Origin of the sequence: Variovorax ginsengisoli, from assembly GCF_030486595.1 — a bacterium.
In the GTDB taxonomy this organism is placed as follows: domain Bacteria; phylum Pseudomonadota; class Gammaproteobacteria; order Burkholderiales; family Burkholderiaceae_C; genus Variovorax; species Variovorax ginsengisoli_B.
In genome coordinates, this window is record NZ_JAUJZH010000012.1 from 1 (window position 1) to 17,939 (window position 17,939).

Below are 17,939 nucleotides of genomic sequence, written 5' to 3' on the forward strand. Positions count from 1 at the left end.
CTACGAGAAACTCGAGCGCAGCTTCGTCGCCCTCAACCACCTTGCCGCTGCCATCATTGCCTTCCGCAAGGTACCTGCCGACGTCAACATAATTTACGGATAAGTTCTTAGGTCACGAAGCCGCCTGACTCGACGTGCATCGCCTCGTTGACGGCCGGCTCGCGCGCCTCGATCGGGCACGCCGGGGCGTCGCTCGGACGCCGAAAGAAATCAAATCGCATGGTGTTTGGAGTGATGAACCAGTTCGATCTGCCGCATTCCGGTTGTTCGCATCCGGCCAGGCCGATGTTGGCAGTCCGGCCTGCGCCGACCAGAGTCAGTTCATGCTGATTCGATCGGGCCAGTCCATCGGCCCGCCCCTGGCTCGGGACTGGACCGACGAAATGCGTTCAAACTGACCCTGTGCAGCCGGTGCCCAGCGGACAACACTTCCTTCGTTGCGATTCGTTGCCGGACGAAATCACTCAAAGAAGCTATCAAGACGGATTGGTATTGACATGAAGGAAGTGACTGCGATGAAGAATTCTCTCGATCAAGGAGCCACGGCCGGCCCGATGGCACAGCGGCTCGACGGGCAGACCCGTGCAGCGACTTCGTTTGCACGGATCAAGGATGCCCTGCACCACGCAGCCGCCGAATTGAAGGCCGGCCGGTGTGTGACAGTCTGGCCCGTCGACGCAGCGAACTGCAGGTTGGTGGCATGGGATTTCGACAAGCAGGCCGACGACGCGCACTTCGCGCCCACGGTCCCACTTGAGCTCGACCTTCCGACCAAACGTGGGGCATCTTTCTGAAGCTGAGTTGCTGCGGCCAATCCGATCGGGTGCCGCTGCTGAAATTCACTATCGACAAGAGCGGTGGTGGGCCGGGAGATCTCCCTGGACGTCGCCCACAAGCACAGCGATGGCGCGGCCGCCAAGCTGTTGAAGCTGGCGATCGAGGGCCAGCGGCTGCGCTGCCTGGTCGAGTGGATGCGGTGCGCAAGCGCGGCTTCGCCTACCTCTCGGCCGAGTACCACGAGGCCTGGCAGGACGCCGAGACGAGGCAGTCGCACGGTTGCGTGCTGCTGGCGGCCGGCCTGACGACGCGGCCGGTGATCAAGCGCCTGGACCTGGGCTCGAACCAGGGATCTACGGATCGACGGCCCGCGGGTCAGTAGGCGATGCCCCGACGGTTTGTAAAGTAGCCCTCGGCGCATCCATCATTCGCGCAACCGTGCTCACCTGCACGGAAATACCCCGCCACGGTATCCGTACTCCGATGCCCGTCATCGCCATCGTTTCTTGCAAGGGCATGTTCTGACGTCCCGCCTCGGTGACGAACCCCGACCGCAGCGAGTGCGCCGAGAATCATCTCCCACCCCTGCCAGCGCACACCGGGCCTTCACGATGTCCCGCACCGCGGTGCCCGAGAGTCCGTCAGTGCCGAGCTTGCCGTTCTTGAGGATGCCCCGGAAGAGGGGCCCCTATGTGATCCCGCTCGCCTTGAGCCAGGCGTCCAGCGCCACGGCGGCCGACCCCACCACCGGCTTCACGTCTTCCCGTCGGACCCTTCCCGTTGTGGTTCGTCTTCCAGCTCGCCAGCGTGTACAGATAGGCGCCTTCATCACCACGGTGCAGGTTCTCGAACACGGAGATCATCGCAATCCTGGGGGTGTGCAGTGCAGCATCCTTGCTCCACCGCCTACGCCGCGAGCGGTGCCTGGTCCCGAGCTCCGAAACCCGGATACCAACTCTCGAAGGACGCGCGTAACTCGTCATTGAGGACCTGGGTACGAACCTGGAGGAGCAGATGCGCGCCGCGCGGCGTCCAGCGCATCTGCTGCTTTTTCACGAACCGCTTGGAGCTCACCTGGTTGACCGCGGATTCAACGAAGCCGGTTGCAATGCGCTCCCCGCACCGGTACCGCTCTCCGTAGTTGACGATGGCGCCGGCGTTGTTGTCGACGTAGGTCGCGAATTCACCCAGCGCCCGATCAAGTTTCTTCAGCACGACCGAAGGCGGCCGCCCAGCTTGCCTGTCCTGCTCGAGCACGCCGTCGACTTCCTCGACCAGGTCATACAAGGTTTCGTCGGCGCGGATCACGTTTCCATGCCACAGGAACCATTTGACGCGTTCGATGCCCTTGAGGAGGTTTTCCTTCTCCGAGCCTTGCCGCCCGCGTGCCGTTTGCAAGAGCTGCTCGATGCGCATGGCCACGTGGAACCAATCCAGAACGTGCTCGGATCGCGGGTGCAGGAAGGCGCCAAGCTCGCGCACGGTGTCGCCGCCGTCACACAGGAGCGTGATGTGCTGTCGAGGGAGAATGCCTTGCGACTCGAGCACGGCGCGCAGCCTCCGCTTCGGTTTGCGGTCTATCCGATGGACGAAGGCGAAGACTTTCGCCGCACCTTCGTCCGGGATGCTCTTTCCGGCGATGACCTCGAAGCATCCGTTGGCACCCGGCAGGCGATCGCGACCTCGAATGTAGCCTCCGTCCAGCCCCACCGAGATGGGAGCGGCAGGTTCCGGCGAGGCTTCGATCTCGCGCTGGGAGCCGCCGTCGTAGGTGAACTGCTCCGGGCCGAGCTGCGCTTCGAGTCGCTCCGCGGTGTCCAGAACGTGCCGACGAATGGCTTCCGGATGCAGCCCCTGGTCGACGGGCAACACATCATGCAACAGCGCACCGACCGCTGCGAAGGAGACTTGCGCGGCCCACTTGGCCTGCAGGTATGTCAGTTCTGGGGCCGTGTGCACCGTCAGCAGTTCGCTGAGCGGAGAGAATGTAGCCTCCCGGGATTGCTCGCAGCGGGGCTGCGCAAGTCGATATTCCCGAAGGCGGTGCGAAAGCGCAGCGGGTGGTAGCTTTGACCGCGCGCGGCTTGGCGCAATGCGGACAGGCCCTGCGGTCGGACAGGTAGGCATCCAGCTGCTCGTATTCGTAGGGAATCGCTCAAGGCGCCGCAGCTCCAGTTGTCCGATCAGGACTTCGTGCGCGTCGGTGTCGAAGAACACGCCGCCCTCTTGATGGACTCCGTACTCGCGACCGCGAATCTCGAAGCGATGAAGGTGCATGTCCTGCCAGCCGAACGCGACCTGCAGGATCTGGTGAAGCCGGGCGACGCTGGTATCGCCGCGCACCGGAAGTCGCCGCCAGATCATCGGGCTGATGCTGCGCAGCACTGCGCGCAGCTGCAGGACCTCCTGTCGAGAAGATGCCCCGGTTTCCATCTCCAAAGCTTACTTTGCTGCACTGCACACCCCCAGGAATGTGATGCTCTCCTATGCCTGACCGGAAGCTCGCGATGCTGGTCGTTGCAACGGCTGTCACCACGTCAACGAACACGGCACCGAACGAAGGGCGTCGACAACATGACAACGACGGATCACGTGGGTGTCGACGGCCGTGGCTACCGCCGCGTTGTGATTGCACGCCGAAGGCGGTCGCGTCAGCAGCTTCGCTTCGCCAGTTGGCGTCTTGGCGCTTATGATTTCGCCAATCATGGAGCCGGGTAATGGCTCGCAGCATCTGTTTTCTGCCGAGAGCTCGCCCCGGCGCCTTCACAATGGATTCGCCATGTCACGCCAGCTCCCGCCTCTCAATCCCCTGCGTGCTTTTGAAGCTGCCGCAAGGCACCTGAGCTTCACGCGTGCGGCCGAGGAGCTTTTCGTCACGCCATCGGCCGTCAGCCATCAGGTCAAGGCGCTGGAGGAGAACCTTGGCATCACCCTGTTCCTGCGCGATTCCAAGGCCCTGGTTCTGACCGCCGCAGGCAAGGCCTACTTGCCGGGCGTACAAGAGGCCTTTCGGCAGTTGGCCTTTGCGACCTACCAGTTGCACCGTGAGCGCAGCATCCCCGCGCTCAAGATCAATCTGCCACCGACGTTCGCGACCAAGTGGTTAATCCCGCGCATGAAACGCTTCGTGCAGGCTCATCCCGAGGTCGACCTGAAGATATCAACGTCCAAGCACATGGTGGACTTTGCTCGCGAGGATTTCGACCTCGCGGTACGCTTTGGCCGCGGTGTGTACCCGGGCCTGCGTGCCGAGCGCTGCCTGCCGGTCGAGGTCTTCCCGGTGTGCGCACCATCGTTGCTGGCCGGGCCCGTGCCGTTGCGGGTTCCCGATGATCTGCGCCTGCACAGGTTGCTGCACGACGACAGCACCTACGACGACGTCAGCAATCCCGACTGGGCCACCTGGCTCGAGCACACCGGCGTGCAGGGCGTGGACACCACGCGTGGGCCTTCGTTCTGGCCGAGTCACTTGGTCATCGATGCAGCTATCGATGGGCTGGGCGTCGCCCTTGCCAAGCGCAGTTGGGTGGAGCGCGACCTGTTGGAAGGCCGGCTGGTCCGGCCGTTCGAAGGCCTGACCCTGCCGGTCGAGTTCTCCTACTTCTTCGTCTATCCGGAAGATCGTGCTGACGATCCGCGCCTTGGCATCTTCTTGGGCTGGGTCAGGCAGGAAGTCGCACGTGACGCTCAGACCGACGACGTCGCGCAGGCTGGGATCCTGTAGACGCTGCGCTGCAGCACGCGGCGCCAGATAAATTGTGGTGCGCGCCTACGAGGTTTCGTCTTGCCGGATGCGTGTTCAGACTTCTTTAGGAGTGGGCGAAGCGATCGACTCATCGAACGTGCCGAACGCGCCGGCCCGGCGAAGGGCTTCGATCCGGGCCGGGTCCATGCCCCATTCCTCGAGCACTTCAGCCGTGTGCTGGCCGAGCAGCGGTGCGGGATAGCGCACCTGCTGGGGCGTACCCCGTAGTTTTATCGGGAAGCCCAGGGTCCTGACCTTGCCCTCGACCGGATGGTCGATCTCCATCGTCATCTCGCGAGCGCGCGCCTGCTCGCTGTCCATAGCCTCGGCGTAGTCGAGGATCGGCGCCGCCGGCACGCCCGCAGCCAGCAGTTCGTCGACCCATTCGTCGGCGGTGCGACGGGCCAGTTCCTTCTCCAGCAGCGGGATCAGTTCGCCGCGGTTGCGAATGCGCGCCACGTTATCGGTGAACCTCGGATCCGCTGGCAGATCGGGCCGCCCGACGACCTCGCACAGAGCCTTCCACAACTTGGGATTCGCGGCACCGACGACCAAGTAGCGGTCCGACGCCCGAACGGCCTGATAGGGCGCGCTCATGCGGTTTGCGCTGCCCAGCGGCTGGGGTGCCTTGCCGGTTCCCCACAGCTCGGCCGTCTCCCAGATCGACAGGCCCATGGCGGTTTCGAGCAGCGACGCGTCGATGTACTGCCCCTTGCCGCTGGTCTCGCGGCCGATCACGGCGCTCAGGACCGCATAGGCGGTGAACAACGCCGCCCCGAGGTCGGCGATTGGCACGCTCGACTTGACCGGAGCAGCGCCGGGCTCGCCCATCACGCTCATCACGCCACTGCTGGCTTGGGCGATCAGGTCCAGGCCCGGCCGGCGTGACCAGGGACCGGTTTGCCCGAATCCCGAGATGCTCGCATAGACCAGCCGCGGATTGATGGCGTGCAGCGTGTCAAAGTCGATCTTCAGGCGGGCCGCGACCCCCGGACGGTTGTTCTCCACGAGCACATCGGCATTGCGGACCAGTTCGTAGAAAGCCTCCAGGCCTTGCGGATTCTTGAGGTCGATCTCGACACTGCGCTTGTTTCGATTGAGCGCCAGGAAGCCTGCGCTGTCCTCGCCCTTTAGGCGGAAGCCCATGGCGCGCCGCGTCTGGTCGCCGACCTTGGGCGTCTCGACCTTGATCACGTCTGCGCCCATGTCGCCGAGCAGCATGCAGCAGAAGGGGCCGGCCATGATCTGGCTGACGTCGAGGACACGAATGCGGGAGAGGGGAAGGGTCATGGAGAGGCTCGTTGTCTGGGAATCAGTAGGACGTTTTCAGCGGCCGACGAAGGCCGGGCGGGTCTTGTCGAGAAAGGCCCGGTAGCCGATGCGGAAGTCCTCGGTATCGAAACAGTCGAACGCCTCGTCGAGCTCGGCGTCCGACAAGGGCGCTGCCGCCTCGAGCCGTCGCACGAAGCGCTTGTGCCAGCGCGCCACTAGCGGGGCGCCGTGGGCGATCCGGCGCGCAGTGGCCTGGCTTTCCGGCAGCACTTGGGCATCTTCGACGACCCGATTGACGAGACCCTTCTGAAGTGCCTCCGCGGCGCCGAAGACCCGCCCCTCGAGGACGATCTCCAGTGCCACGGCCCGTCCGGCAAGTGCCAGCAGGCCGCCGAGTTCGCCATGGGACATGACGAGGCCCAGCCGGTTGATGGGCGCGCCGAAGCGACTCGACGTGCCGCAGATGCGAATGTCGCAGATGGAGGCTAGTTCCAGGCCGCCGCCGACGCAGGCGCCCTGAATCGCCGCCAGGGTGGGATGCCTGCTTTCGGAAACTGCCTTCATTGCACGGTGCGTCACAGCGGCAAAGGCGCGCGCATGCGCCTTGTCGAGCCGGGTACGAGGAAACTCCTCGATGTCGGCGCCAGCGGAAAATGCCTTATCGCCAGCGCCACGCAGCAGCACGCAGCGAACCGAATCATCGTTCTCGAGGTCGCAGAAGATATCACCCAGACCCTGCCACATGGCCTCGTTCATGGCGTTCATCTTTTGCGGGCTGTTGAGGGTCAGGGTAACGATGTGCGCATCGCGTTCAACGATCAGGGCTTCGGTCATGGGTTCTTTCGGCTGGACCCGTCAGGGCGGGCAATGGAGGCGCAGTTTAGGGAGCATCGGCCGCCGGCTCAAAGCGAGAAAAACTGGCGGGCCTTTCAAGAAAATCTTGTTCTCCCGCTTGTGAATATTTCTCCGCCCACCTTCAAGTAAATCCACGTTGCCACAGGTGGCAGCGCTTCCTAGACTGTCGTCCCACCCTTGCGCCAAGCGCGCGCCGCGAACCATTTCAAGCGACCTGGAGACAACATGCGACGACGACAATTCATTTCCGCGGCTGCAGGCACTGGTGCGACCATCTGCATCCTCGCAGTCGCGCCGCGGACCGCCATCGCCCAGACGCTGCCACGCGGACCGGTGCGGATCGTGGTGGGTTTTCCGCCGGGCGGTGGCACCGATGTGGTAGCGCGCGTCATTGCGCAGCAACTGGCCACGTTGTGGGGCATTCCGGTGCTGGTCGACAACCGGGCCGGCGCTGCCGGCGTGATCGCCGCGGAATACGTCGCCAAGCAACCGGCAGATGGCAGCACCTTGCTGATGACGAACTTCAGCAACCATGCGGTCGCGCCCAACCTCTATCCGAACATCGGCTACGTGGTGGAGCGGGATTTCTCGCCCATCATGCTCGTGGGGATCGTGCCGAGCCTACTGGTCTGCCGCCCCGAGCAGCCGGACCGCACGGTGCAGGCAATCGTCGAGCGCTGCCGGGCCGCGCCCGGCAGCGTGAGCTTCGGATCGGCGGGCCCGGGATCGGTCCAGCATCTCGCGCTTGAGATGTTCAAGCTGCGCGCGGGCATCGATGCCATGCATGTCCCCTACAAGGGCTCGGCCCCGATGATCACCGACCTGATCGGCGGGCAGATCGACTACAGCTTCGAGACCATGTCGTCGGCCGCGCCGCACGTCGCCAGCGGCAAGCTGCTGCCGATCGCGCAGACTCGCCTGCACCGGGCAGCGGCGATGCCGAAGGTGCCGACGCTCGCCGAGTCCGGCTTCGCGGGCTTCGACGCCAGCACCTGGTACGGGCTGGCGGGCCCCGGGCAGATGAACACCACGCTCATCGAGCGCATGAACGGTGACTTTAACCGTGTCCTTGGCCTGCCGCAGGTGGCCGAGAAGCTGGTGGCCGTCGGAGCCGCGGACGGCGGTGGGACTCCCGCGCAGTTCACCGCTTTCATTGGCACCGAGAAGAGCAAATGGGCGAAAGTGATTCGTGAAGCGAAGGTGACTGTCTGATGTCCCGCCTCACCCAGACTCTGGCCGAGACCCTGCCCGAGGACGCCGACACCGCCACGCTCGTGGGCCGCGCCTGGTCGCCCGGCGCCCGCGGCGGCCCGTGCGTGGTCGCGTTGCGCAATGGTCAGCTGCACGACATCACGGCGCACGCGCCGACGATGGCGGCGCTGGTCGCGCGGGCGGACCGCGTGGCGCTGGCCCGCGACGCGGTTGGCCCGGCGCTCGGCCCGCTGGCGCAGTGGCTGGACAGCACCTGCGTACACGGCCCCGACACCGCGCACCGCCACTTGCTGGCGCCATGCGACCTGCAGGTGGTCAAGGCGGCCGGCGTCACGTTCGCCGCCAGCATGCTTGAGCGAGTGATCGAGGAACAGGCGCGAGGCGACGCCACTCGCGCACACGACATCCGCCAGTCGATGATTGCAATCGCCGGCGCGGACCTGGGGGCGATCCGGCCCGGATCGCCGCAGGCCGAGGAACTCAAGCGCGTACTGGTGGACCAGCAACTATGGTCGCAGTACCTCGAAGTGGGCATCGGGCCGGACGCCGAGGTGTTCACCAAGGCGGCGCCGCTAGCCTCGGTGGGCACTGGCGTCTGCGTGGGTCTGCATCCCGGCTCGAACTGGAACAATCCCGAGCCGGAAGTCGTGCTGGCGGTGACGCCCGAGGGCGAGATCGTCGGCGCAGCGCTGGGCAACGATGTGAACCTGCGCGATTTCGAAGGGCGCAGCGCCTTGTTGTTGGGCAAGGCCAAGGACAACAACGCATCCTGCGCCATCGGCCCGTTCATTCGCCTGTTCGACGAAGGCTTTGCACTTCCGGATGTCACCTCCGCGGTCGTCGATCTGGAGGTGCAGGGCCTGGACGGTTTCTCTCTCTCGGGCAGTAGCTCGATGGCGCTGATTAGCCGGTCGCCGGAAGAGCTCGTGTCGCATGCCATGGGCTCGCATCACCAGTATCCTGACGGGATCATGCTTTTCTGCGGCACCATGTTCGCCCCGACAAAGGATCGCGGCGCACCGGGCGAAGGGTTCACGCACTATGAAGGCGACCGGGTCGCAATCCGCAGCGCTAGGCTCGGCGCGCTCGTCAACCTCGTCGGACGCAGCGACCGTCTGCCGCCGTGGCGCTTCGGAATCGGCGCGCTGATGGCCAATCTCGCGGGCCGCGGGCTGCTGGGAGGTTCATCCTGATGTCCGCCGCTTCACTCACATCCGGTCCGCGCATCGGATTCATTGGCATCGGCCTGATGGGCGAGGCGATGTGCCGCCGCCTGCTCGCGCGTGGCCATGGGGTCACCGTCTGGAACCGCGAGCCCGAACGAGTGCAACTCGTGCTGCCCTTCGGCGCCACCGCCGCCGCCTCGCCGGCCGAGGTGGCCGCGGCCACCGACATCGTGTTGTTGTGCGTGTTTGACGACCAAGCGGTCGAAGACTGCGTCCTGGGCGAACTTGGGGTAGCGAGGGTGCAGGACCTCGCGAACCGGCTGCTGATCGATCTGTCCACCATTACGCCGGCGTCGACCCGCGATCTTGCCGCGCGCGCGGCAAGGCAGGCAGGTCTGCGCTGGATCGATGCGCCGGTCTCCGGCGGCCCGGCGGCAGCGCTGGAGGGCAGTCTCACGATCATGACCGGTGGCACGGCCGAGGACATGGCCGAGGCGGCGCCAATCCTGGACTGCCTTGGCAGCAACGTCACGCACATGGGCCCGCTCGGTGCCGGGCAGACGGCCAAGGTGCTCAACCAGGCTATCGTCGGTGCCGGCTTCGTGCTGATGAGCGAGGTGGCGCTCCTCGCCGAAGCGGCGGGCATCGACGCGACGCGGCTTCCCTCCTGCCTGGCCGGAGGCCTTGCCGACAGCATGCTGCTACAGAACATCTATCCGCGCATCCATGCGCGCACCTTCGATCCGCCCATCGGCTATGCGCGACAGCTCTCGAAGGACATGCAGGCGGTGCGCGCCTTCGCCCGCGACAACGGCTGCGATCTGCCCTTGATGGAGGAAGCCGCCGAGCGCTACGCCGCCTACGTCGGCAGCGGCGCGGCCATGGCTGACTCCACTTCCATCATCCGGCTGTACGAGGCAGAGGCGTCGACCCCATCGCCCCGGAAGAAAAATCCATGAGCGTGATCACCTGTATCGAAGACCTGCGCGTGCTTGCGAAGAAGCGGGTGCCCCGCATGTTCTATGACTACGTTGATGTTGGGTCCTGGACCGAAGGCACCTACCGGGCGAACGAGCGCGACTTCCAGCAGCTCCTGCTGCGCCAGCGGGTGGCTGTCAACCTCGAGAGCCGCAGCACCCGCACGACCATGCTGGGGCAGGAAGTGGCCATGCCGGTGGCCATCGCCCCGACCGGCCTGACCGGCATGCAACGCGCGGACGGAGAAATCCTGGCGGCGCGTGCGGCGAAGGCCTTCGGCGTTCCGTTCACGCTGTCCACGGTGAGCATCTGCTCGATCGAAGACGTCGCGCAGGCCACCGGCGGCCATCCGTTCTGGTTCCAGTTGTATGTAATGCGAGATCGCGCGTTCGTCGAGCGGCTGATACGCCGCGCGGACGATGCGAACTGTTCGGCCCTGGTGCTCACGCTGGACCTTCAGATCAGCGGGCAGCGCCACAAGGATCTCAAGAACGGACTGTCGGCCCCCCCGCGGCTCACCCTACGCAACATGCTCAACATGGCGAGCAAGCCGCGCTGGGGTCTTGGCATGCTCGGCACCAGGCGGCGCAGCTTTGGCAACATCATCGGCCATGTCGAAGGCGTCGAGAACATGACGTCGCTGGCTGAATGGACGTCCCAGCAATACGATCCCACCCTCAGCTGGGACGACGTCGCCTGGATCCGCCGTCTGTGGAAGCGAAAGCTCGTGCTCAAGGGCATTCAGGATGTCGAGGACGCGCGGCTTGCTGTGGCTGCCGGCGCTGACGCATTGATCGTCTCCAACCACGGCGGCCGGCAGCTCGATGGCGCGCCCTCGTCCATCCGTGCGTTGCCTGCCATTGTCGAGGCCGTGGGCGACCGCATCGAGGTCCACATGGACGGCGGCATCCGCTCAGGCCAGGACGTGCTCAAGGCCATTGCGCTGGGTGCCAAGGGCACCTACATCGGGCGTTCGATGCTTTACGGACTGGGCGCGCTCGGCGAAGAGGGCGTCAGCCGCGCGCTCCAGATCATCCACAAGGAACTCGACCTCACGATGGCCTTCTGCGGCCGCACTGACATCCGCGACGTCGATGCCGACGTGCTGCTGCCTGGCGCGTAGTGATCGGTCCCTATGTTTCTGTTACCGCGCCTTCAGGCGTCGCTCGTTGGTGGCATTGAACCGCGTCCATGGGCTCGCCACACATCACTTTCATCCAAATCCAAAACAGAAGGAGACTCACTTGCAAATTCCTCGACGACCGCTTCTTGCCTGCCTTGCAACCCTCGGAATTCTGGCGACCACATCCGTATTCGCCCAACAGGTGGCCTATCCGCATCGTCCGATCGAACTGGTGGTTCCCTACCAGGCTGGCGGCGGGGCTGACGTCATGGCGCGCGCCTACGCCACCGCCGTCGCGAAATTCCTGCCGCAGAGCGTGGTCGTGGTGAACAAGGCCGGCGCCGCCGGCGTGATTGGCTGGACGGACGTGATCAATGCCAAGCCCGATGGCTACAAGGTGGCACTGACCACGGTCGAAATCACCTTTCTGCAATACCTGGGGCTGGCGAAGTTCAACCATGAGAGCCTGATTCCCATCGCCAAGCTCAACGCCGACCCGGCCGTCGTCGTGGTCAGGGCCGATGCGCCCTACAACACCATCGAAGAGTTCCTCGTTGCGTCTCGCTCGCCGGGTGCGAATGTGCGCGTCGGAAATGCCGGGCAGGGCTCCATGTGGCACCTGGCGGCGGCGGCGCTCGCCGACAAGGGCCGCACCAAGTTCAACTACATCCCCTATGCCGGTGGCGCTCCGGCGATCCTCTCACTGCTCGGCGGCCACATCGACGCGGTCATCGCCAGTTCGCCCGAAGTGGCGCCGAACGTGCTCGGTGGAAAATTGAAGGCACTGGGCGTGATGTCGGAGAAGCGCATCAAGGGTTTTGAGAACGTGCCGACGCTGCGAGAGCGCAACATCGATCTGGTCCTGGGAACCTGGCGCGGCTTGGCCGTGCCAAAGGGCACGCCGCCGGAAGTCGTGAACGTGCTCATGGCCGCGACGGCCAAGGCCATGCAGGAGCCATCGCTGCGCGAGGTCATGGAGAAGCAGTACTTCACGACGGATACCTACGAAGACGCCGCGACTTTCCGGGCCAGCATGGCGCGCGAGAGCACCTCCATCAAGGCGATCGCGAGCAAGATCGACATGAGCAACTAGGGCCTTCGCCATGCAAGTGATGCAGAACTTCGACAACCTCATCAACGGCGAATGGCGCGCGGCCGCCAGCTACAGCCCGAACGTCAATCCGAGCAATCTCGGCGACGTGCTGGGCCAGTACGCGCAGGGCGACGCCGCGCAAGTCGATGCCGCGGTGGCGGCTGCCACGGCCGCCTTCCCGGCCTGGTCGACGGGCGGCATCCAGGCCCGCTCCGAGGCGCTGGACAAGATCGGCAACGAGATCCTGGCGCGCAAGGAAGAGCTCGGCACGCTGCTGGCGCGCGAGGAGGGCAAGACCAAGGCCGAGGGCATCGGCGAGGCGACGCGCGCCGCGCAGATCTTCAAGTTCTTCGCCGGCGAATGCCTGCGCCTGTCGGGCGAGGTGCTGCCGTCGGTGCGCCCGGGCATCGGCATCGAGATCACGCGCGAGCCGGTGGGCGTGGTCGGCCTGATCACGCCATGGAATTTCCCGATCGCCATCCCGGCCTGGAAGATCGCCCCGGCGCTGGCCTTCGGCAACTGCGTGGTCATGAAGCCAGCCGACCTGGTGCCGGGCTGCGCCTGGGCGCTGGCCGAGATCATCAGCCGCTCGGGCATTGCGCCGGGCGTGTTCAACCTGGTGATGGGCCGCGGCAGCGTGATCGGCGATGCGCTGGTCAACCACCCGGGAATCCACGCGATCAGCTTCACCGGCTCGGTCGGCGTGGGCCGCAACATCGCCATCCAGTGCGCCACCAACCACAAGAAGGTGCAGCTCGAGATGGGCGGCAAGAACCCGCAGGTGGTGCTGGACGACGCCGACCTGAACCAGGCGGTGGAGCTCAGCGTGCAGAGCGCCTTCTATTCGACCGGCCAGCGCTGCACCGCGTCGAGCCGGCTGATCGTGACCGAAGGGATCTATCCGAAGTTCATCGAGGCGATGAAGGTTCGCATGGCGAAGATCAAGGTCGGCGATGCGCTGGCGCAGGGCACCGACATCGGGCCGGTGTCGTCGAAGTCGCAGCTCGACCAGGACCTGGAGTACATCGCGATCGGCAAGGGCGAGGGCGCCACCCTGGCCGCGGGCGGCGAGCGGCTGAAGCTCGACACCGACGGCTACTACATGTCGCCGGCGCTGTTCAGCGAATCGGCGGCGTCGATGCGCATCAACAAGGAAGAGATCTTCGGTCCGGTGGCGAGCGTGATCCGGGTGAAGAACTACGAGGAAGCGCTGGCCACGGCCAACGACACCGAGTTCGGGCTGTCGGCCGGCATCGCCACCACCTCGCTGAAGCACGCGACGCATTTCAAGCGCCACAGTCAGGCAGGCATGGTGATGGTCAACCTGCCGACGGCGGGGGTGGACTATCACGTGCCCTTCGGCGGGCGCAAGGGATCGAGCTACGGGCCGCGCGAGCAGGGCAGGTATGCGCAGGAGTTCTTCACGGTGGTGAAGACCGCTTACACGCAGGCGTGATTTCGCGGAAGGCCAAGGCGATCACCTTGGCCCGCCCGTTCACAGCCGGTAGATACGCTGCGCGTTGTCGTGCAGCAGCTGCCGCCGTTCGGCGTCCGGCCGGTCGGCGATCGCAGCCAGGAAGCCGGACAGGAGGGTCTCGTAGCCGGCCACCAGGCTGTCCACCGGAAAGTTGCTCGCGAACATGCAGCGCCCGGCGCCGAAGATCGCGATGGCGTCTCGGATCACCGGCACGTTGGCGTCCTCTTTCCACGCTTGCCCGCATTGGCCCAGCCCCGAGATCTTCAAGGCCACGTTGGGCCGAAGCGCCAGCTGCTCCAGTGCCGCACGCCAGGCCGCCAGGCCCTCGGGCGAGCGGTCCGACGGCAGGCCGGTGTGGTTGACGATCATCTGCGTGCCCGGGAAATCGCGCGCCAGGTCGCTCGCCTGGTCCAGGTTCCACCAGGGCGCCTGCAGGTCGAAGGACAGACCGTGGCGCGCCAGCATGGCATAGCCGCGGCGCCAGCGCTCGTCGTCCATGGATCCCGGCAGCCCCCGGCGTGCGTCGGCGTGCGCATGCGCAGTGACCGGCTTGTGGCGGATGCCGCGAACCAGTGCAAAGGCCGCCTGCTGCGCCAGAACATCTTCCACATCGGCGCCGTCCAGCGCCGCATGGGCCACGCAGGCCGACGGCCGACCGGTGGCGGCCGCGAGGCCGCTCAGCCAGCGGGTCTCGTCCACCGGGTTCGCACGCTCCCACTCCGCTTCGATATGGACGGTCTTCGCCAGGGCGAAGCCTTCGGTGTCGCGCGCGAGGTCCGCCGGCAGATAGTTGCGCTTGAGTTTCGAATAGTCGCCGTAGCGGAAGGGGATGGGCTCCGGATCCTGCAGCCAGGGGTAAGGATTGCGCCCCAGGTCCCAGAAGTGGTGGTGGGCGTCGATGAAGGGTTCAGGCGGCTTCATCGGGGCGCACCTGCCGCCGCGGCGTCGAGCTCGGCGTAGTACTGCTCGATCCGGGCCACGTCGACGCTGTCGTCCGCGGGATAGCCCAGTTCGGCGAAATGCCTGGCGCGCTTGCGCATGTCGGCCAGCAGCACTTCCCGCGCATGACCGGCCACTTCCGCTGCCACCGTCTGCGGCACGACCACGATGCCGTCGTCGTCGCAGCCGACGATGTCGCCAGGGCAGACCTGGACGCCGCCCATGCCGATGCGCGTCTGCGTCTCGATGATCTCGATGCGGCCCGGGATGATGGTGCGAGCCACCCCGCGCGAGCAGATGGGCGTGCCCTGCTCAAGCAACTCGCCGCTGTCGCGACACTGGCCGTCGGTGATGATGCCGACGGCGCCTTTCTGGACGGCGCGCAGCGAGTTTTCCGAGCCCCACAGGCCCACGGGAGGCGAACCCCCGGTGTCCGTCACCACCACGTGGCCTGGCTGGAGCTGGTCATAGAAGCGCCAGACGCCCAGCCCCACCTTCCGGAACCAGATGTCGTGCGAATCGACAATCTCGGGCGTGGTCGGCAGCGTCCACATGGGCCTGTTCGCGGGCACGCAGCGCACGGTGAAGGCCACCCCCCAGAAGCGGGTGCCGCGCTGTAGGGCGCGGATCTCAGGCGCGACCAAGCCGAGGTTGAAGTAGCCGATACCGTCCAGGGCGTCGCACACATCCGCCACCCGCAGCGGGTCGTAGTATTTCTTCAGCTCGAAGGGATCGATGTTTGGCTTGTCGTTGCTCATGGGGTCTTCCTTTGGGTTGTCTGGGATGTTGAGTTCTGCAGGTCGACGCCACCGTAGCGCGTGGGCTCCAGCAGCAGGTTGCCGCCTTCCCCGAGCAGGTGCTCACCGGCCCACTGTTCACGCTCGCTCGCGCGCGCCTGCATGACTTCAGGCCGGCGCTCGTAAGCGGCCAGCGCCTGGCGCCGGTGCTCGAAGTCGGGCCAGCCGAGCAGCAGCGTGGCGCCGGGTGTCGTGCCGCCGAAGATGTTGTCGAATACGCCGGCGACCGTGGTGCCGGTGGCGGCCAGCGCCGGCAGGTCGACGGCGGCCAGGGCCGCCTGCGCCGCGCCTGTGCGGCCGACGGCGACCGGCAGCGTGCGCAATTCGTAGAGGCCACAGGCCGGACCGCGCAACGGCGTGCCTGCGGACGCGGCGAGGCCCGAGGCCGACAGCAGGCGCAGGTCGTAACGGCGCACCATATCGCCAGGGCCGTTGGTCCGCAGGCGCAGGGCGTTCCACTCCACGTCCGCGCCGAGCGCGGCGAATGCGGCCATCCGTGCTTCCAGGCTGGGCCAGCGCAGCAGCCACGCGAACACCGGCGTGGGCGAGCCGGCGACGCCGGTCCATTGTCCCAGGCGCGGCGCGAAGCCGTGGCGCTCGAAGAAGGGCGGCATCACCGCACCTATGCGTTCCACCAGGTCGCCCAGCCGGCCGGGCATGGGGTGGTAGATGCGCAGTTCGCACAGCATCTCACTCGGCCCGGACGCCGGTCTGCCGGATCACGGCCGACCACTTCTTCAGCTCGCTCTCCATCACGGCCGCGAACTGGTCGGGCGTGCTGCCGATGGGCTCGGCGGCCTGCGCGACCAGCTTGTCCCGCACCGCCGGCGCGTGCACGATGCGTGCGATCTCCGCCGACAGCCTGTCGATGACAGCCCTTGGCGCGCCGGCCGGCGCGATGACGCCATACCAGACCTCGGCTTCGTAGCCGCGCAGGGTATCGCCGATGGGTGGCACGTTGGGCAGCTGCGCGATCGGCCGCTTGCTGGTGACCGCCAGCGCCTTGAGCCTGCCCTGCTGCAGCAGCGGCTGCGAGAACAGTGGGGTGGTGAAGCCTACCTGCACGAGGCCGGCCAACAGGTCGTTGGCCATCGGCGCGCCGCCCCTGTAGGGGACATGAGTCATGTCGATGCCGGCGCTCAGGTTCATCAGCGCATGGAACAGGTGCTGCGTGGAGCCGTTGCCTGGCGAGCCATAGTTGATCCTGCCCGGCTGCGCTTTCGCCAGTGCCACCAGCTCCGCCACGTTGTTCACGGGCAGTTGCGGGTTGACCACCAGCACGAACGGCGAGCTGGCGACCAGCGACACCGGCGCGAAATCCTTCATGGCGTCGTAAGGGGCCTTCGGGTAAAGCAGGGCGTTCGTGACGTGAGAGGAGATGGTGAGCATCAGCGTGTAGCCGTCCGGCGCGGCCTTGGCCAGCTCCTGGGTGCCGATCACGCCATTGGCGCCGCCGCGGTTGTCGATTACGACGCTCTGCCCCAGCGACTTGCCCAGCTCGGCGCCCACGACGCGCGCGACGATGTCCGCCCCGCCTCCGGGCGGGAAGCCGACGATCATGCGGATCGGCTTCGACGGCCAGGTTTCGGCCATGCCGGCTGTGGTCGCGCATGCCAGGGCGACGCACAGCGCCGCCCTGCGAAAGTAGTTCACGATATCCATTCCTGTTTTACTCCTGTTCGCTGTTTATCGAGGCCGTAGAAGGCACGCGCGGTGGCGCCCATGACGCTGGTATGCACCGAGGCCGGCAGCAGGCGCAGGCAGGTGTCGCGCCAGCGCGCGTAGCCGCCGGCGAGTTCCACCACGGGCCAGTCGCTGCCCCACATCAGGCGCTCGGGGCCGAAGCTCGCCAGCAGGTGATCGACGTAAGGGCGCAATTGTTCGTCGTCCCAGGTCGGGGTCGCCTCGGTGGCCAGGCCGGACAGCTTGCAGAACACTCCGGTCTCGCGCGCCACCTGCGCGATATCGCGCGCCCACGACGCGAACTCGCCGAGCGCAATGGCGGGTTTGGCGGCGTGATCGATCACGATGGGCAGGCTCGGGTGGCGTTGCGCCAGTTCCGCGAGCAGCGTGAGGTGTCTCAGCCGCGCCGGCATGTCCAGCGTCAGCCCTTCATGGGCCAGCGTCGCCAGCGCGGGCTGGACCTCCGGCCGCAGGATCCAGCGTGTCTCCCGCATGAAGCCGAGCATGGGCCGCACCCCTTTCAGAAGTGGACGGCGGGCCAGAGCGGCGATGGTTTCGGATGCCTCGGCTGAAGCGAGGTCTACCCAGCCCACCACGCCGCGGACCAGTCCGCCTGAGGCGGCGGCCGCTTCGAGCAGATCCTCCGTCTCGCGCATGCTTGGAGCCGCCTGCACAAGCACCGTGGCGGTGACCCCACCCAGTTGCGCGCGCAGGTCGTCGAGGCTGTAGTCCCGGGCGATGGCTGAGTCGGACTCGAGCCAGAAGTAGTCGTGGCGGCCGACTTGCAGCAGGTGCTGGTGCGCGTCCACCATGCCCGGCATG

General features: G+C 66.2%; 17 protein-coding genes and 1 pseudogene. 10 read left to right on the top strand and 8 right to left on the bottom strand.

The features are described 5' to 3' along the window. The 3 genes and pseudogenes from QZH52_RS17305 to QZH52_RS17315 all read left to right on the top strand — a co-directional run. Positions 1-103: pseudogene (locus QZH52_RS17305) on the top strand (IS5/IS1182 family transposase); the annotation flags it as partial. Between the two features lie 394 nt (positions 104-497). Continuing rightward, on the top strand, positions 498-794 hold the full coding sequence (locus QZH52_RS17310) for a hypothetical protein (RefSeq protein WP_301811251.1): 297 nt from the start codon (positions 498-500) through the stop codon (positions 792-794). Positions 795-976: 182 nt separating this feature from the next. After that, the gene (locus QZH52_RS17315) at positions 977-1,159 is read left to right on the top strand and encodes a hypothetical protein (protein WP_301811254.1); all 183 of its coding nucleotides are present in this window, start codon (positions 977-979) and stop codon (positions 1,157-1,159) included. Between the two features lie 524 nt (positions 1,160-1,683). On the opposite strand, the gene QZH52_RS17325 is transcribed toward QZH52_RS17315, so the two are convergent. Further along, positions 1,684-3,210, bottom strand: coding sequence for an ISKra4 family transposase (locus QZH52_RS17325; RefSeq protein ID WP_301811633.1), 1,527 nt, complete (start codon positions 3,208-3,210; stop codon positions 1,684-1,686). 346 nt (positions 3,211-3,556) lie between these two features. Between QZH52_RS17325 and QZH52_RS17330 the strand changes: the two genes are divergently transcribed. Then, entirely contained in the window at positions 3,557-4,501 is a 945-nt protein-coding gene (locus tag QZH52_RS17330) for a transcriptional regulator GcvA (protein WP_301811258.1), read from the top strand. 75 nt (positions 4,502-4,576) lie between these two features. Here QZH52_RS17330 and QZH52_RS17335 read toward each other — a convergent pair whose 3' ends face one another. Both QZH52_RS17335 and QZH52_RS17340 read right to left on the bottom strand, forming a co-directional pair. Then, on the bottom strand, positions 4,577-5,812 hold the full coding sequence (locus QZH52_RS17335; RefSeq protein WP_301811259.1) for a CaiB/BaiF CoA transferase family protein: 1,236 nt from the start codon (positions 5,810-5,812) through the stop codon (positions 4,577-4,579). A gap of 36 nt (positions 5,813-5,848) precedes the next feature. Beyond that, the gene (locus tag QZH52_RS17340; protein ID WP_301811260.1) at positions 5,849-6,628 is read right to left on the bottom strand and encodes an enoyl-CoA hydratase/isomerase family protein; all 780 of its coding nucleotides are present in this window, start codon (positions 6,626-6,628) and stop codon (positions 5,849-5,851) included. A gap of 246 nt (positions 6,629-6,874) precedes the next feature. Between QZH52_RS17340 and QZH52_RS17345 the strand changes: the two genes are divergently transcribed. From QZH52_RS17345 to QZH52_RS17370, 6 genes are all read left to right on the top strand, one after another. After that, positions 6,875-7,861 (top strand): Bug family tripartite tricarboxylate transporter substrate binding protein, encoded by a 987-nt coding sequence (locus QZH52_RS17345; RefSeq protein ID WP_301811262.1) that lies wholly within the window; start codon positions 6,875-6,877, stop codon positions 7,859-7,861. After that, positions 7,861-9,054 (top strand): fumarylacetoacetate hydrolase family protein, encoded by a 1,194-nt coding sequence (locus QZH52_RS17350; RefSeq protein WP_301811265.1) that lies wholly within the window; start codon positions 7,861-7,863, stop codon positions 9,052-9,054. Before QZH52_RS17345 ends, QZH52_RS17350 begins: the two co-directional genes overlap by 1 nt. Then, the gene (locus tag QZH52_RS17355; RefSeq protein ID WP_301811268.1) at positions 9,054-9,986 is read left to right on the top strand and encodes an NAD(P)-dependent oxidoreductase; all 933 of its coding nucleotides are present in this window, start codon (positions 9,054-9,056) and stop codon (positions 9,984-9,986) included. The genes QZH52_RS17350 and QZH52_RS17355 overlap by 1 nt, the downstream gene beginning before the upstream one ends. Next, positions 9,983-11,128, top strand: coding sequence for an alpha-hydroxy acid oxidase (locus QZH52_RS17360; protein ID WP_301811269.1), 1,146 nt, complete (start codon positions 9,983-9,985; stop codon positions 11,126-11,128). Before QZH52_RS17355 ends, QZH52_RS17360 begins: the two co-directional genes overlap by 4 nt. 127 nt (positions 11,129-11,255) lie before the next feature. Continuing rightward, positions 11,256-12,221: a tripartite tricarboxylate transporter substrate binding protein gene (locus QZH52_RS17365; protein ID WP_436411601.1), complete on the top strand. Its 966-nt coding sequence runs from the start codon at positions 11,256-11,258 to the stop codon at positions 12,219-12,221. A gap of 19 nt (positions 12,222-12,240) precedes the next feature. Continuing rightward, positions 12,241-13,677, top strand: a complete 1,437-nt coding sequence (locus QZH52_RS17370; RefSeq protein ID WP_301811638.1) for an aldehyde dehydrogenase family protein — start codon at positions 12,241-12,243, stop codon at positions 13,675-13,677. A gap of 39 nt (positions 13,678-13,716) precedes the next feature. Here the strand turns inward: QZH52_RS17370 and QZH52_RS17375 are convergent, their stop codons facing one another. The 5 genes from QZH52_RS17375 to QZH52_RS17395 are packed head-to-tail and all read right to left on the bottom strand — an operon-like array spanning position 13,717 to position 17,938. Further along, entirely contained in the window at positions 13,717-14,619 is a 903-nt protein-coding gene (locus QZH52_RS17375; RefSeq protein ID WP_301811273.1) for an amidohydrolase family protein, read from the bottom strand. After that, positions 14,616-15,395, bottom strand: a complete 780-nt coding sequence (locus QZH52_RS17380; protein WP_301811275.1) for an RraA family protein — start codon at positions 15,393-15,395, stop codon at positions 14,616-14,618. Before QZH52_RS17380 ends, QZH52_RS17375 begins: the two co-directional genes overlap by 4 nt. Further along, on the bottom strand, positions 15,392-16,123 hold the full coding sequence (locus QZH52_RS17385) for an NIPSNAP family protein (RefSeq protein ID WP_301811276.1): 732 nt from the start codon (positions 16,121-16,123) through the stop codon (positions 15,392-15,394). Before QZH52_RS17385 ends, QZH52_RS17380 begins: the two co-directional genes overlap by 4 nt. 1 nt (position 16,124) lies before the next feature. Beyond that, a complete protein-coding gene (locus tag QZH52_RS17390) occupies positions 16,125-17,087 on the bottom strand; it encodes a tripartite tricarboxylate transporter substrate binding protein (protein ID WP_301811280.1) in 963 nt (320 codons plus the stop codon). Further along, complete coding sequence (locus tag QZH52_RS17395) at positions 17,084-17,938, bottom strand: amidohydrolase family protein (RefSeq protein ID WP_301811283.1); 855 nt, start codon at positions 17,936-17,938, stop codon at positions 17,084-17,086. Before QZH52_RS17395 ends, QZH52_RS17390 begins: the two co-directional genes overlap by 4 nt. Position 17,939 lies beyond the last annotated feature (1 nt).

What these genes read in the sequence shown, in the direction of transcription:
- QZH52_RS17310 (WP_301811251.1), top strand. Translation starts at nt 498, where the DNA reads ATGAAGGAAGTGACTGCGATGAAGAATTCTCTCGATCAAGGAGCCACG.
- QZH52_RS17325 (WP_301811633.1), bottom strand. Translation starts at nt 3,210, where the DNA reads ATGGAAACCGGGGCATCTTCTCGACAGGAGGTCCTGCAGCTGCGCGCA.
- QZH52_RS17330 (WP_301811258.1), top strand. Translation starts at nt 3,557, where the DNA reads ATGTCACGCCAGCTCCCGCCTCTCAATCCCCTGCGTGCTTTTGAAGCT.
- QZH52_RS17335 (WP_301811259.1), bottom strand. Translation starts at nt 5,812, where the DNA reads ATGACCCTTCCCCTCTCCCGCATTCGTGTCCTCGACGTCAGCCAGATC.
- QZH52_RS17340 (WP_301811260.1), bottom strand. Translation starts at nt 6,628, where the DNA reads ATGACCGAAGCCCTGATCGTTGAACGCGATGCGCACATCGTTACCCTG.
- QZH52_RS17345 (WP_301811262.1), top strand. Translation starts at nt 6,875, where the DNA reads ATGCGACGACGACAATTCATTTCCGCGGCTGCAGGCACTGGTGCGACC.
- QZH52_RS17350 (WP_301811265.1), top strand. Translation starts at nt 7,861, where the DNA reads ATGTCCCGCCTCACCCAGACTCTGGCCGAGACCCTGCCCGAGGACGCC.
- QZH52_RS17355 (WP_301811268.1), top strand. Translation starts at nt 9,054, where the DNA reads ATGTCCGCCGCTTCACTCACATCCGGTCCGCGCATCGGATTCATTGGC.
- QZH52_RS17360 (WP_301811269.1), top strand. Translation starts at nt 9,983, where the DNA reads ATGAGCGTGATCACCTGTATCGAAGACCTGCGCGTGCTTGCGAAGAAG.
- QZH52_RS17370 (WP_301811638.1), top strand. Translation starts at nt 12,241, where the DNA reads ATGCAGAACTTCGACAACCTCATCAACGGCGAATGGCGCGCGGCCGCC.
- QZH52_RS17375 (WP_301811273.1), bottom strand. Translation starts at nt 14,619, where the DNA reads ATGAAGCCGCCTGAACCCTTCATCGACGCCCACCACCACTTCTGGGAC.
- QZH52_RS17380 (WP_301811275.1), bottom strand. Translation starts at nt 15,395, where the DNA reads ATGAGCAACGACAAGCCAAACATCGATCCCTTCGAGCTGAAGAAATAC.
- QZH52_RS17385 (WP_301811276.1), bottom strand. Translation starts at nt 16,123, where the DNA reads ATGCTGTGCGAACTGCGCATCTACCACCCCATGCCCGGCCGGCTGGGC.
- QZH52_RS17395 (WP_301811283.1), bottom strand. Translation starts at nt 17,938, where the DNA reads ATGCCGGGCATGGTGGACGCGCACCAGCACCTGCTGCAAGTCGGCCGC.